Source organism: Lentibacillus sp. Marseille-P4043 (assembly GCF_900258515.1).
GTDB lineage: Bacteria > Bacillota > Bacilli > Bacillales > Amphibacillaceae > Lentibacillus_C.
This window is the reverse complement of record NZ_LT984884.1, coordinates 2,263,920-2,277,035: the sequence shown is the minus strand read 5'-3', so window position 1 is coordinate 2,277,035 and position 13,116 is coordinate 2,263,920. Positions and strand designations below refer to the sequence as shown.

Sequence of the window (13,116 nt, the reverse complement as noted above, 5' to 3'; positions counted from 1 at the left end):
GTTGCATAAATATGCCACTCTGGGGTTGTTAACGATGATCACACCGTTTTCTTCGGAAGACAACAGTTAGAGTCCTAAACTTGTCTTGTCTATCATGAAAAAAGAAAAAGCTCCAGATTGTAATTCGTTTGCAAATATATACCAGCTTCCACCCGCCGCCAGCTCTCTTAAACAGGGAAATGCAAATCTACTTCGATCCTTCAAAGCCAATTTTATATAAGATTATTATTAATTGTTACCATACATTCAGATAAAATGCAACAGTAAAATCCTTTAGACTGCATAATGGCTTAAAAACTATACTATTTCCTATACTACAGAAATCGCACTTATGCTATAATATAGTATGGAATTTTAGGAGGTTTTTATTTTGAACATGAAACAAATGCTTCATAAATATTTCCAAAAGTTTAAAAAAATATGGGAAACTGGGAAGATCCAGCGTTCTTCTCGTGTTACCTACGATGTTTCCTGGAATATTATTTTATTTTTTATTATTGTTGGTGCAGTTGGTATCTTCTTTGCTTGTGGTGTGGGTGCGGGCTATTTTGCTTCCCTGGTAAAAGATGAACCAATCAGAAGTTACACCAGTATGGAAAAATCTATTTATAATTATGAAGAAACGTCGAAACTGTATTTTGCCGAGGATAAATACATAGGAAATATCCGATCTGATTTACATAGAGAAGAAGTTGCCCTAAAAAATGTATCTGATAATTTAATACATGCCGTTATTGCAACAGAGGACGAAAGTTTCAGAGAACATAAGGGGATTGTACCCAAAGCAATCGTTCGCGCCATTGTTCAAGAAGCAACAAACGCTGATGTGAAAACGGGTGGCAGTACATTAACACAGCAACTAATCAAAAACCAAATATTGACAAATGAAGTTTCCTTTGAGCGAAAAGCAAAAGAAATACTATTGTCATTGCGATTAGAACAATTCTTTGAGAAAGATCAAATTCTAGAAGCCTACTTAAATATTATTCCTTATGGGCGCGATGCATCTGGACAAAACATTGCCGGGATCCAGACCGCCGCTAGTGGGATATTTGATGTTGACGCGAAAGATCTAAATTTGTCACAAGCAGCATATTTAGCGGGGTTACCTCAAAGCCCTTCCTATTATACACCGTTTCTTAATAATGGCGGATTAAAAGATGAAGCCGATTTACAACCTGGAATAAATCGTATGAAGTCTGTCTTAGAACGAATGTATGATGAAGAATACATTACAAAAGAGGAATACACCAAAGCACTTGCATACGATATTATAGCAGATTTTAAAGAGGCTACCGATTCTTCACTCGAAAAATACCCATATTTAACTTTTGAGCTTGAAAAACGAGCAACAGAAATCCTTGCCAAACAATTAGCTAAGGATGATGGGTATACAGTAGATGATATAGAAAATGATCAGGACTTAAAAGAAGAATATAAAATTCTTGCAGATCGGGAATTACGACAAAATGGCTATGAAATACACTCAACTATTGATAAGAAAACGTATGATGCGTTCCAAAAAATAGCAAAAAACTATAAGGGTTATGGCCCTGACCGTCCCGAAACGATTGAAAATGAAAAAGGTGAAAAGGAAGAAATAATGGAACCTGTCCAAACAGGTGGTATTTTAATAGAAAATAAAACCGGAAAAATTCTTAGCTTTGTCGGTGGACGTGGTTACTCTGATAATAGTCAGCTAAACTATGCAACAGATGCGGAACGACCTAATGGTAGTACGATGAAGCCAATACTTGTATATGGACCCGCAATGGAGGCAGGTGCTGTTCAACCAGGATCACCTATTTTAGATTATAAAACTACTTTTGCTGGCGGCTATACACCGGGAAACTATGCAGGTGGATATCACGGCATTGTGTCTGCACGACAAGCATTGGCACAATCCTATAACATCCCTGCAGTTAACGTATATAGTAGAATTATCAATAATGACCCAGTATCACACTATTTGGAAAAAATGGGTATTACTACGTTGACAGAGGGGGATCATTACAACCGTTCTTTAGCACTTGGCCAACCAAAATATGGGTTGACTGTTGAGGAAAATGTGAATGCGTTTGCTACCATTGGTAATAATGGTAACTTTGTCGATGCTTATATGATCGATAAAATAGAGACAAGAGATGGCGATGTGATTTATGAACATAAAGCTGAACCAGTGGAAGTATTTACACCGCAAACAAATTATCTAACACTTGATATGATGCGCGACGTTATTCGTAGTGGTACAGGGGGATATCTCAATTCCCAATTACAGAATCCCAGTGTGGACTGGGCTGGTAAAACAGGAACATCCCAAGACTGGAAGGATACATGGTTTGTTGCCACAAATCCGAATGTAACATTTGGTACATGGATGGGCTATGATACCCCGAAAAGTCTCAGGTGTGGCGGATGTTCGTTGAGTTATAGTAATCGCAATATTAACTTATGGGCAAAACTTATTAACAAAGCTACTGAACTTAACCCTGATTTAATCGGACCAGGGAACAATTTCAAACGTCCAGATGGTATTGTTTCCCGCAGCTACTGTGCTATTTCTGGGATGCTGCCATCAGAATTGTGTCAAAAGGCAGGATTAATTAGATCAGATTTATTTAACGCAAAATATGTTCCTACCAAAACAGATGATAGTCTTATAGGTAGTGGAAGTTTAGTGCAAGTTAATGGGAAAACGGTAGCCGCCGGACCAAAAACACCAAAAGAGTTTACAAGTGGAAGTGGTCTCGCATTTAATCCAACATTTTTAAAACGTGAAGGTTATGACCAATATAGTGATTTATCTGTTTTATTCCCTCGCACAAATCGAGATCTATGGGAGAAAATAAGTACAACAAGCTCAGGCGTGAGTAGCAGCACGATTAACAATGATGGCAAACAACCTGGAGCGCCATCATCTGTTTCAAGCTCTGGAAACAAAATAACGTGGGCAAAATCAAGCAGTGCGGATGTTGTCGGTTATCGAGTCTATCAGGCAGCTAAATCCGGTGGAGCATTCTCACTTGTTGGGAGCACAACATCTACGGGGTATTCGGTGCCAAACAACGGTACAGTGTATGTTGTCAAAGCAGTTGATTATTTTGGATTAGAATCTGCTGCTTCAAATCAAGTTGAACTTGGAAATGTTTCTGATCCTGACAATGAAACTAGCAAAGATAAACAAAATAAAGAAGAGCCAAAAGAGAATGATGCAAGTACTGATGATACAGAAAACACAGATAATGGTGCTGATGAGGAAAACAATGAAGGCACTGCAGATAACCCAGAAGATACTGCTAATAATTCCGAAGAAGAAGATAGCTAAAAAAAGAAGGGATGGTTCCCTTCTTTTTTTGTTAAATTTTTGCCCAAAGTTTTCAGCCTTTCACTAAAAATCCAGACTACAATCCTGTATAATGAACTTGTATTGTATTGTTAATCAACTAATAGGTGGTGAATAAATGAACCATACGAAAACCTATCATACGATAACACGTGACACAATTCAAGGACCCGTTATCATTGAAGGTCCCCTATCATCAACTGAACTTAAAAACTATCATTTTCATGAGGATTTAACAGCTTTTCGTCCTGCCCCTAAGCAATTTGAGGCTATTTTAGGAATTGCTGACTTTCCGGAAGGTCGACTTATTGTTGCCAGGACAAACGATACCATTATCGGTTATGTCACATATTTACATCCGGATCCACTGGAGAGATGGTCCGAATTTAAGATGGACGACCTTATTGAATTAGGTGCTATCGAAGTTATCCCAAAATATCGAAGTGCAAAGATCGCCTCTGGTTTGTTACAGGTTTCCATGATGGATGACTATATGGAAAATTATATTGTGATATCGACTGAGTATTACTGGCATTGGGATTTAAATGGCACAAAACTAAGTGTCTGGGATTATCGTAAGGTGATGGAAAAAATGATGGCAGCCGGAGGACTATCCCCTGCCCCAACCGACGATCCCGAAATTATTTCTCATCCCGCCAACTGCCTAATGGTGCGAATTGGTAAGCATGTGCCTGACGATTCAATTAACCAATTTGATACATTACGATTTTTACAAAGGCACCATTATCGAAATATGAGGGAGGGATTGTAATGCTTGTAGAAAAAATAATGAAAACAGAAGTTCAGACGTTACCGCCAACTGCAACAATTGCTGAGGCATTGCAACTATTGCAAAAAAACCGCATCCGACATATCCCAATTATCGATGCAAAAGAACAAGTAATTGGGATTGTCTCTGATCGTGATGTTCGTGATGCTAGTCCATCCATTTTCAGTAAAAACTCGCAACCACATGAGTTAAAAAATGAAATTCAGACGATTATGAGTCAACCAGTTGTAACCATTCACCCACTTGATTTTGTTGAAGAAATAGCTAGTATTTTTTATGAGGAGGAGTTTGCTTGTCTTCCTGTTGTTAGTAACAATAAGCTAATTGGCATTGTTACGGAAAAAGATATGCTTCATACATTAATCCAATTAACCGGAACAAATGTACAAAGTTCACATATCGAAATTAAGGCACCACACAAACCTGGAATATTGCCTGAGGTGACCGCAATATTTGGAAAACGCAAAACAAACATTGTTTCTGTTCTTGTCTATCCCTATAAGGATGATCCAAACTATAAAATATTAGTTTTTCGTATTCAGACCATGAATCCTTTGCCAGTAATTCAAGATTTGCGCGAAGCTGGTTATGAACTGATATGGCCAAACGATCAATTGGGGACACAATCATGACATGCAAGTCCTCGTTTGTTTTTTCTGATGCCTATTTAGATTATCACTTTCATTCGGATCATCCTTTCAACCAAAAGCGAGTGGTATTGACAAAAGAATTACTAGAGGAAGCGAACACACTTGATCAAAACGATATAATCAAGCCACGAGAAGCAACAGATGATGAACTAGCATTGTTCCATGACAAAGCATTTATTCAGGCTGTAAAAAAGGCTAGTATTGGAAAACTAACCGAAGATGAAGGTCTGGAATTTGGGCTTGGCACCGAGGATACACCAATGTTTACCAATATGCATGAAGCATCCAGTTTCCTTGTTGGTGGCACGTTAAATGCTGTTGATGCCGTACTAGAGGGTAGATCCCTTCATGCACTTAACTTAGGTGGCGGGCTTCATCACGGATTTAAACGAAAAGCATCTGGATTCTGCATTTACAATGATGGTGCAGTTGCAATGAAGTACATTCAACAAAAATATGATGCAAAAATTTTATACGTTGATACAGATGCACATCACGGGGATGGGGTACAATGGGCATTTTACGAAGATCCAAACGTTTGCACATTCTCCATCCATGAAACAGGACGATATCTTTTCCCCGGCACAGGTAATGTTAATGAACGCGGCATAAAAGCAGGACATGGATATACCTTTAACATACCTATCGATGCCTTCACGGAGGATGAGTCATTTTTACAAGTCTATGAATCCGCTTTCAGGGAAATCTGCGACTATTTTAAGCCAGATGTGATCGTAACACAAAATGGTGCGGATGCCCATGTTTATGATCCATTGACACATCTTTGCGGGACAATGGCTATTTATGAAAAGATACCAATGTTGGCACATAAATTGGCCCACGAGTACTGTGGTGGAAAGTGGATTGCGTTAGGTGGTGGCGGCTATGATATTTGGCGTGTTGTCCCACGGGCATGGGCGCAGATTTGGAATATCATGAAAACAGGTAAGCCACAAATAGACTACATTCCAACTACATGGCTATCCAAATGGCAAGCGCAAGCACCTGTAACACTACCAAAAACTTGGCACGACAGCAAAAGTATTGTACCGGAAATACCGAGAAAAGCAGAAATCACGGAAAAAAATGCGAAGTTTCTGCTTAGTGCGATGAAATATACGAGAAATCAACAAAAGCATAGATAAATACAAACGGGAGATGACTAGTTCGGGTCATCTCCCGTTTATTCATCCTTCTGTTCCGCATCGTTTTCCAATATTACAATTTCAACGCGTCTATTTTTGCTCCAATTCTTTTCGGAATCATTTGGTACAATTGGTTTTGTATCACCATAACCAACAAAAGAAAACCGTGATTCATCAAAATTATTTTGTTTAATCAAGTATCGAATAACACTACTTGCCCTAGCACCAGATAATTCCCAATTTGATGGATAACGGAAATTAGAAATAGGCCGACTATCTGTATGACCTTCTACTTTAACATGGTTAGGAATCCTTTTTAAAAGCGTCCCAATTTTATTTAAAAAGGGTTTACCAGAATCAAGAATGGCTGCTTCACCGGAATCAAATAGAATACGCTCCTGTAGTACCAAAACAACACCACGTTCTGTTCTGCTTGCTGATATGACATTATTTAGCTTGTTTTTGTCTAAATATTCCTCAACATCTTTCATTAAGTTGCTCAACGAATCCTCTTTTTGAGAACCTTCGTCATCCCGATCATTTTTATTTTCTAACTGTGTCGGATTCTCAAATTCATTCGAATTCTTACCACTTTCCTGATCACTCGTGTTTTCAGTTGGATTATCCATCGGTACCGGTGATGGGTAAAAATCAAAAATCATCCGATTACGAAAGGATTCAGAAATAGCATCAAATTTAGCAGAATCAACCTGTGACATAGAGAATAGTAGAATAAAAAAGACAAGGATTAGGGTAACCATATCTGAATAAGTCACCATCCATTTCGGTGCACCATTATTCTTACTTTTCTTTATTTGTCTACGCTTCATGAACGCTCTCCTCCACGAACGCAGATTCATCTTCCTGCTCATCTATTTGTTTCGATTCGCTGGGAAGAAAAGCACTGAGCTTTTCTTCTAAGATTCTCGGATTTTGTCCGGATTGGACACCAATAATCCCCTCGATAATAATTTGTTTTATAAAAACCTCTTCTTCTGTTTTACCCTCTAATTTACTTGCCATTGGGATAAATACTAAATTGGCAAGTATTGTTCCGTAAAGCGTTGTAAGTAATGCTACAGCCATAGAAGGTCCTAATGTAGCCGGATCCTGCAAGTTATTCAGCATTAAAACTAACCCGACTAGTGTTCCGATCATTCCCCATGCAGGTGCATATTCACCCGCTTTTTCGATGATTGCTCGTCCTTTATAATGACGTTCTTCCATTGCTGTAATTTCTGCATTCATAATATCATTAATAACTTCTGGTTCAATCCCATCGACCGCAAGCAGTACACCTTTTTTAATGAACGGATTATCTACCTCATCCAACTCATTTTCCAACGCCAGTATACCTTCCCGTCTTGCCCGTTCCGATAATCGTACAAAGAGCTTGATTAATTCCGGAAGTTGTTGATTATTTTGACGAAATGCTTCTTTTAACACTTTTCTCGCTAATTTCATTTGTTCCATTTTAAAATTGATCATTAACGAGGCAATTAATCCACCAATCACAATGAAAATGGAAGAAACATCAAGAAATGTAATCGCTCCTTGACTCCCGCCTTTTGTCAAAATAGCGAGCATAATCATGATAAATCCTAACGTAATGCCAATTGGAGTTAATATATCTCTTTTTCTCATACTCTATCTCCCCAAATCCAGATGAATAAGTCAGTTCTATACTTACTCTTTATATCGGCATTATTTTTGTTTTGTTGAGTCTCTTTCGATAATTCGATGTGGTAAAACAACTTTTTTCTCGGTTACTTCTTCTTTGTTCATGTATTTTGTCAATAGTCGCATTGCAACGGCTCCAATATCATACATTGGTTGTACGATAGTTGATAGTGTTGGACGTACCATTGTTGCAAGTCTTGTATTATCAAATCCAAAAACTTCAAGATCCTCTGGTACATGATAACCTTTATCCTGTGCACCATGGATAACACCTAATGCCATTTCATCAGAGGCTACAAAGATAGCAGTTGGCTGTTCAGAAAGTGCCAAAAGCTGCTCTATAGCTTCTATCCCTGAATCATAGGAATAATCACCCTTTACCATATAGTTGTCGTTGAATTCGATTCCAGACTCCTTCAACGCTCTTCTGAAGCCTTCATATTTTTGCTGATTAATATTTGTTCCATCTTGACCGGAAACAAAAGCAGGATGTTTATGGCCTTGCTCGATTAAAAACTTTGTTGCTTCAAAAGCGGCAACTTCATAATCAATATTTACAGATGGTATTGTCTCCGTTTCGTCATATGTTGCTGCTAGGACGACCGGAACAGAAGACGTTTTAAATTGATTGACATGTTCTTCCGTAATATTACCACCCATAAACAAAATACCATCAACCTGTTTTTCAAGCATTGTATTGATCAGTTGCAATTCCTTATCTTTATTTTGGTCGGAATTGCTTAAAATGATGTTGTACTTATACATCGTTGCAATGTCTTCAATTCCCCTAGCTAATTCAGCGAAGAAAATACTTGATATATCTGGAATTATTGCTCCCACTGTCGTTGTTTTTTTGCTTGCCAATCCACGGGCAACAGCGTTCGGGCGATACCCTAACCGTTCAATTGTTGCCAATACTTTTTTTCGTGTTACTGGTTTTACATTTGGGTTTCCATTGACAACTCGTGATACAGTTGCCATGGAAACATTCGCTTCCCTTGCCACATCATATATTGTTATATTCATTTGTGCATTTCCTCCTAAAATTAAACGTGATACGTTCACATGATATATATATCATACTTTACCACAAAATGATGGTTTAAAAAATAAAAAGGCTGATCAAGGATATGATCAGCCTTAAACTTCTAAGAATGGGTAGAAGTTTTTATATGCTTTTCCAACTCATTCATAAACGTTTCGAACATTGGTATATCCATTTGCTGCGCTGAATCTGATAATGCTACAGCAGGATCTGGATGCACTTCAGCCATTACCCCGTCCGCTCCAATCGCTAAAGCGGCTTTTGCTGTTGGCAGTAACAGATCCCTGCGGCCTGTTGAGTGTGTCACATCAACCATAACAGGCAAGTGTGTTTCTTGTTTCAAAATTGGCACTGCCGAAATGTCAAGGGTATTCCGTGTAGCTTTCTCATATGTTCGTATGCCGCGTTCACAAAGGATAATATTTCCGTTTCCACGAGAAATAATATATTCTGCAGCATTGATAAATTCAGATATCGTTGCTGACATCCCCCGTTTCAGTAATACTGGTTTATCAACATCACCAGCCGCCTTCAGTAATTCAAAGTTTTGCATATTACGAGCGCCGATTTGAATAACATCAACATAATCAACAGCAGCTTCGATATGTGCAGGATTAACGATCTCACTTACAACTGCCAAATCGTATTCGTCCGCCACCCGTTTTAAAATCTTCAACCCTTCAACACCGAGCCCTTGGAAATCATATGGGGATGTTCTCGGTTTAAAAGCACCACCACGCAATAACTTAACTCCTCGTTTTTTCACCGCTTCTGCTACATGTGCAACTTGTTCGTAGCTTTCTACGGCACAGGGACCGAAAACAAAATGGGTTTGCCCATCACCAATCTTCTCCCCTTTAATGTCGATGACAGTATCATCCGGTTTCTTTTTCCTTGAAACAAGCAATGCCTTACGATGGTCATCTTCTTGTAATTCCAGACTTGCCTTAAAAATCTCCTTGAAAATATGCTCTACTGTAGAATTTTCAAATGGGCCTTCATTATGATCGACAAGATGATTCAGCATATCCCGCTCACGTACCGGATCAAATCGTATCATGCTCTGCTTATTCTTTATATCACCAATTTGCTGCACCAGCTCTGCACGCTGATTAATAAGTTCTAACAACTTAAGGTTTACGTTGTCCATTTGAATACGTAATTGTTCCATTTCATTCATATCTCCGTCGCCCCCTAAATTTAGTATGGTAGAGTATTGAAAATTTAATAATTAGAGACCATTATAGCTAAAAATTTTTTCTTTGTCATTAAAAAGTTTATAATAATAACTATATTCTTTCTAGAAAGGGATTTTTTATTATGGAAGAACGCATTTTTGCACTCGATATTGGCACGCGATCAGTAACTGGAATTATACTTGAAAAACAAAATGAAAGATTTACCCTTATTGATTATTATACCAAAGAACATAAGCATCGATCCATGCGTGATGGACAAATACATAATGTTGTTGCGGTAGCAGAAGTAATTAAAGACGTAAAAGAAGCGTTAGAGCGAACACATGGTAAATTAACATCAGTTTGTGTCGCTGCCGCCGGAAGAGCACTCAAAACAGTTCAGGCGACAGCAGAAATAGATTTAAATCAACAACCAATTGTTGAAATGGATACGATTAAACATTTGGAACTAAGCGCTGTGCAAGCCGCACAAATAAACTTAGCATCACATGAAGATAGCACTGATTCTATAAACTATTATTGTGTTGGCTATTCCGTGCTTCACTATATGCTTGATGGAGAAACAATTGGCTCACTGATTGATCAAAGTGGTCAGCAAGCGACAGTCGAAATTATTGCAACCTTTTTACCAAAAGTCGTGGTTGAATCACTTTTAGCCGCATTGGTTCGAGCAGATCTGGAAATGGAAGCTTTGACATTGGAACCTATTGCGGCAATTCATGTGCTTATACCAGAATCAATGCGCAGGCTTAATGTAGCATTAGTTGACATTGGTGCAGGTACAAGCGATATTGCCATAACTGACAAAAGTACAATTGTCGCCTACGGAATGGTTCCAATTGCCGGTGATGAAATAACAGAGGCAATTAGTGATACATATCTGTTAGACTTTACCAAGGCGGAACAGACGAAGCGTTTAATCGTAAATAATGGGGAAGATACGGTAGAAGATATATTAGGCTTTGACACGCAGATTACCTATGACACATTAGTAAGCGATATTGCCCCAGGGGTAGAAAAGCTGGCAAATGGAATTACGGAAAAAATTATTCAGTTAAACTCAAAGTCTCCAAAAGCTGTCATGCTTGTTGGTGGTGGAAGCCTAACCCCAGGTATAACACAAGCACTGGCAACTAAATTACAATTGCCGGCGAATCGTGTTGCTGTAAGAGGGATAGACGCAATCCCAAACATAACAAAAGCGGACAATCTACCTCTAGGGCCAGATTATGTAACACCCATTGGTATCGCAATTGCGGCTAAACAAAATCCGGTACATTACGTTAGTGTTGACGTTAACAACAAGACCATTCGTATGTTTGAAATGAAACAATTAACGGTTGGCGATTGTTTTATCCAAGCCGGTATTGAAATCAACAAATGGTATGGCAAGCCTGGTATCGCTTCTATTGTTACTGTAAATGGCAAGGCAATCACATTACCTGGGGAATATGGGAATGCCCCAATAATCCGGTTAAACAACAGACCGTCAAGTGTTGATAGCTTTGTTGCGAACGGTGATAAAATAACAATCGAAAAAGGTCAAGATGGAAAGAGTCCGCATGTTTCGTTAGCAGAACTAATGGGAGAAACCCCGACATTAATCATTTATTACAATGGTGTAGCATACCCATTAAAGACAACTTTTTACGTCAATAAAGAACGAAAAGGCAAGGACTATATCCTAAATGACAAAGATCAGATTGTAGTACATCAACTACGAACAGTTCAGGACTTTATTGACACGCTACGTTCTGAAGAGCGTCATGCCATTAGCTCCTTTTATGTATATGTAAACGATCAGAAAGTAACATTAAAAGGCAGTGAAGCACAACTACTTGTAAACGATAAACAGGCTAATTTAAATCAGGTTTTAAAAGATGACGATCAGCTAGTAATGCAGGCAACAAAAACACCAACTGTTGAAATTCTACTTAAGCAACTTGATTTGCCTTATAAAGATTCCATTAAAATAACATTTAATGATCAGCCAATCGTAATAGAGCAGCAACTCACACATATTTACAAAAATCAACAAGAGCTAACTAAAGATTCGTCTCTTGAGAAAGGTGACAAACTGAAAATCACACAACAAGACATTACGCCTTATATTTTCCAAGATGTTTTTCGATATGTTGATATTGATTTGTCACAGGCGGCAGGTGGTTTTAAACTTTATAAAAATCAGCAGTCAACAACATTCCATGAAACGATTAAACATGGGGATAATCTAACAATTAAGTGGGAAACGTCATAACATCACGAAAAGGCTCAATCAAATGAATTATCATTGATTGAGCCTTTATCTTAGTAATGAAAAATTATTTCTTTTCTAACTCGTCAGCGGCTTCTTCAATTGCCTCAGCAACTTCTTCAACTGCTTCTAATGCTTCTTCCTCTTTCGTTCTTTTGTCTTGCAATTTGTTTTGAACAGTTTTCGTTAATCCTTGTGTCTTTTCAGATACATTTTTCGTTAATTGAGAAGCGGAATCTACGGCTTTATTTTTATACATTGACCCTTTTTCATAAGCAATTTCTTTCCAATCACTTGCCCGGTCTCTTAATTGAGAAGCACCTACATTGATTTCCCCTCGTAAATCTTTACCCGCTTTAGGTGCGTATAATAGTGCAACTGATGCACCAACAATACCGCCGATTAATGTTCCAATCATGAAATCTTTGCTGTTAATGCTTTGATCTTGTTGGTCTCCCATCTCAATTCCTCCTCCAAAATCATTATTTATTTTTTATTCTTTTTCCATAAATCCATCATAGCCGAACCCCACTTTACCGCCTGTGATGCCTTGTCCTGATTTTGTGAAGCAGAATGACTAATACTAGTTGAGACTTGTCTTAATGATTGATTAAAGTCTTTAACGGTTTCGCCTATTCCTTTTACACCGTCAAATAGTCCATTAAGCTTTGAAGATTTTTGATTTACATCCTCAGCTAACCTGTTCGTTTTATTTAATAACTCTGTTGTTTCTTTTGTAAGTCCTTGCATTTGTTTTTCCATGCCCTCCAACGTATCTGCAACGTTATTTAAAGTACGTCGGGCTGCCACCAAAGTAACTGCCACATATGCTACCAATACAGCAAAGGCTACAGCAGCAATAAACGCGGCAATGGCTAATAAGTATTCCATCTCCATACTCAGCTCCTTCTAAATATATGTATTTTATTATAAACAGTAATGTTGATTCGTAGTCATAAACTAATTTTTAAACTTCGCAACCAACATTTACTAAATACCCTAATTAACGT

The 13,116-nt window shown here is 38.1% G+C and carries 11 protein-coding genes and 1 other annotated feature (1 of these 12 cut by a window edge); of the genes, 5 read left to right on the top strand and 6 right to left on the bottom strand.

Annotation, left to right across the window (positions count from 1 at the left end):
* Window positions 1-213 (bottom strand) — a binding site (T-box leader); it reaches 35 nt to the left of the window's first position.
* Window positions 214-376: 163 nt separating this feature from the next.
* The 4 genes from C8270_RS11065 (at window position 377) to C8270_RS11050 (ending at window position 5,928) form a co-directional block, all read left to right on the top strand.
* On the top strand, window positions 377-3,325 hold the full coding sequence (locus C8270_RS11065) for a transglycosylase domain-containing protein (protein WP_106498522.1): 2,949 nt from the start codon (window positions 377-379) through the stop codon (window positions 3,323-3,325).
* Between the two features lie 136 nt (window positions 3,326-3,461).
* The gene (locus C8270_RS11060; RefSeq protein ID WP_106496883.1) at window positions 3,462-4,115 is read left to right on the top strand and encodes a GNAT family N-acetyltransferase; all 654 of its coding nucleotides are present in this window, start codon (window positions 3,462-3,464) and stop codon (window positions 4,113-4,115) included.
* On the top strand, window positions 4,115-4,765 hold the full coding sequence (locus C8270_RS11055; protein ID WP_106496882.1) for an acetoin utilization AcuB family protein: 651 nt from the start codon (window positions 4,115-4,117) through the stop codon (window positions 4,763-4,765). Before C8270_RS11060 ends, C8270_RS11055 begins: the two co-directional genes overlap by 1 nt.
* Window positions 4,762-5,928 (top strand): acetoin utilization protein AcuC, encoded by a 1,167-nt coding sequence (locus tag C8270_RS11050; RefSeq protein WP_106496881.1) that lies wholly within the window; start codon window positions 4,762-4,764, stop codon window positions 5,926-5,928. Before C8270_RS11055 ends, C8270_RS11050 begins: the two co-directional genes overlap by 4 nt.
* 38 nt (window positions 5,929-5,966) lie before the next feature.
* Here the strand turns inward: C8270_RS11050 and motS are convergent, their stop codons facing one another.
* The 4 genes from motS to C8270_RS11030 form a co-directional block, all read right to left on the bottom strand.
* Window positions 5,967-6,758, bottom strand: a complete 792-nt coding sequence (gene motS, locus C8270_RS11045; RefSeq protein WP_106496880.1) for a flagellar motor protein MotS — start codon at window positions 6,756-6,758, stop codon at window positions 5,967-5,969.
* Window positions 6,748-7,572, bottom strand: coding sequence for a flagellar motor protein MotP (gene motP, locus C8270_RS11040; protein ID WP_106496879.1), 825 nt, complete (start codon window positions 7,570-7,572; stop codon window positions 6,748-6,750). The genes motS and motP overlap by 11 nt, the downstream gene beginning before the upstream one ends.
* Before the next feature lie 60 nt (window positions 7,573-7,632).
* Complete coding sequence (gene ccpA / locus C8270_RS11035; protein WP_106496878.1) at window positions 7,633-8,634, bottom strand: catabolite control protein A; 1,002 nt, start codon at window positions 8,632-8,634, stop codon at window positions 7,633-7,635.
* A gap of 122 nt (window positions 8,635-8,756) precedes the next feature.
* Window positions 8,757-9,833 (bottom strand): bifunctional 3-deoxy-7-phosphoheptulonate synthase/chorismate mutase, encoded by a 1,077-nt coding sequence (locus tag C8270_RS11030; protein ID WP_106496877.1) that lies wholly within the window; start codon window positions 9,831-9,833, stop codon window positions 8,757-8,759.
* A gap of 140 nt (window positions 9,834-9,973) precedes the next feature.
* On the opposite strand from C8270_RS11030, the gene C8270_RS11025 reads away from it, so the two are divergent.
* Window positions 9,974-12,109, top strand: a complete 2,136-nt coding sequence (locus C8270_RS11025; protein ID WP_106496876.1) for a cell division protein FtsA — start codon at window positions 9,974-9,976, stop codon at window positions 12,107-12,109.
* Window positions 12,110-12,173: 64 nt separating this feature from the next.
* On the opposite strand, the gene C8270_RS11020 is transcribed toward C8270_RS11025, so the two are convergent.
* Together C8270_RS11020 and C8270_RS11015 are read right to left on the bottom strand one after the other, a co-directional pair.
* Window positions 12,174-12,566: a YtxH domain-containing protein gene (locus tag C8270_RS11020; protein ID WP_106496875.1), complete on the bottom strand. Its 393-nt coding sequence runs from the start codon at window positions 12,564-12,566 to the stop codon at window positions 12,174-12,176.
* A 26-nt stretch (window positions 12,567-12,592) separates the two neighbouring features.
* Window positions 12,593-12,997, bottom strand: coding sequence for a DUF948 domain-containing protein (locus C8270_RS11015; protein ID WP_106498521.1), 405 nt, complete (start codon window positions 12,995-12,997; stop codon window positions 12,593-12,595).
* Window positions 12,998-13,116 lie beyond the last annotated feature (119 nt).

Bases quoted from the DNA above. Each gene is read 5' to 3' on its own strand.
- C8270_RS11065 (WP_106498522.1), top strand. From the start codon at position 377: ATGAAACAAATGCTTCATAAATATTTCCAAAAGTTTAAAAAAATATGG.
- C8270_RS11060 (WP_106496883.1), top strand. From the start codon at position 3,462: ATGAACCATACGAAAACCTATCATACGATAACACGTGACACAATTCAA.
- C8270_RS11055 (WP_106496882.1), top strand. From the start codon at position 4,115: ATGCTTGTAGAAAAAATAATGAAAACAGAAGTTCAGACGTTACCGCCA.
- C8270_RS11050 (WP_106496881.1), top strand. From the start codon at position 4,762: ATGACATGCAAGTCCTCGTTTGTTTTTTCTGATGCCTATTTAGATTAT.
- motS (WP_106496880.1), bottom strand. From the start codon at position 6,758: ATGAAGCGTAGACAAATAAAGAAAAGTAAGAATAATGGTGCACCGAAA.
- motP (WP_106496879.1), bottom strand. From the start codon at position 7,572: ATGAGAAAAAGAGATATATTAACTCCAATTGGCATTACGTTAGGATTT.
- ccpA (WP_106496878.1), bottom strand. From the start codon at position 8,634: ATGAATATAACAATATATGATGTGGCAAGGGAAGCGAATGTTTCCATG.
- C8270_RS11030 (WP_106496877.1), bottom strand. From the start codon at position 9,833: ATGAATGAAATGGAACAATTACGTATTCAAATGGACAACGTAAACCTT.
- C8270_RS11025 (WP_106496876.1), top strand. From the start codon at position 9,974: ATGGAAGAACGCATTTTTGCACTCGATATTGGCACGCGATCAGTAACT.
- C8270_RS11020 (WP_106496875.1), bottom strand. From the start codon at position 12,566: ATGGGAGACCAACAAGATCAAAGCATTAACAGCAAAGATTTCATGATT.
- C8270_RS11015 (WP_106498521.1), bottom strand. From the start codon at position 12,997: ATGGAATACTTATTAGCCATTGCCGCGTTTATTGCTGCTGTAGCCTTT.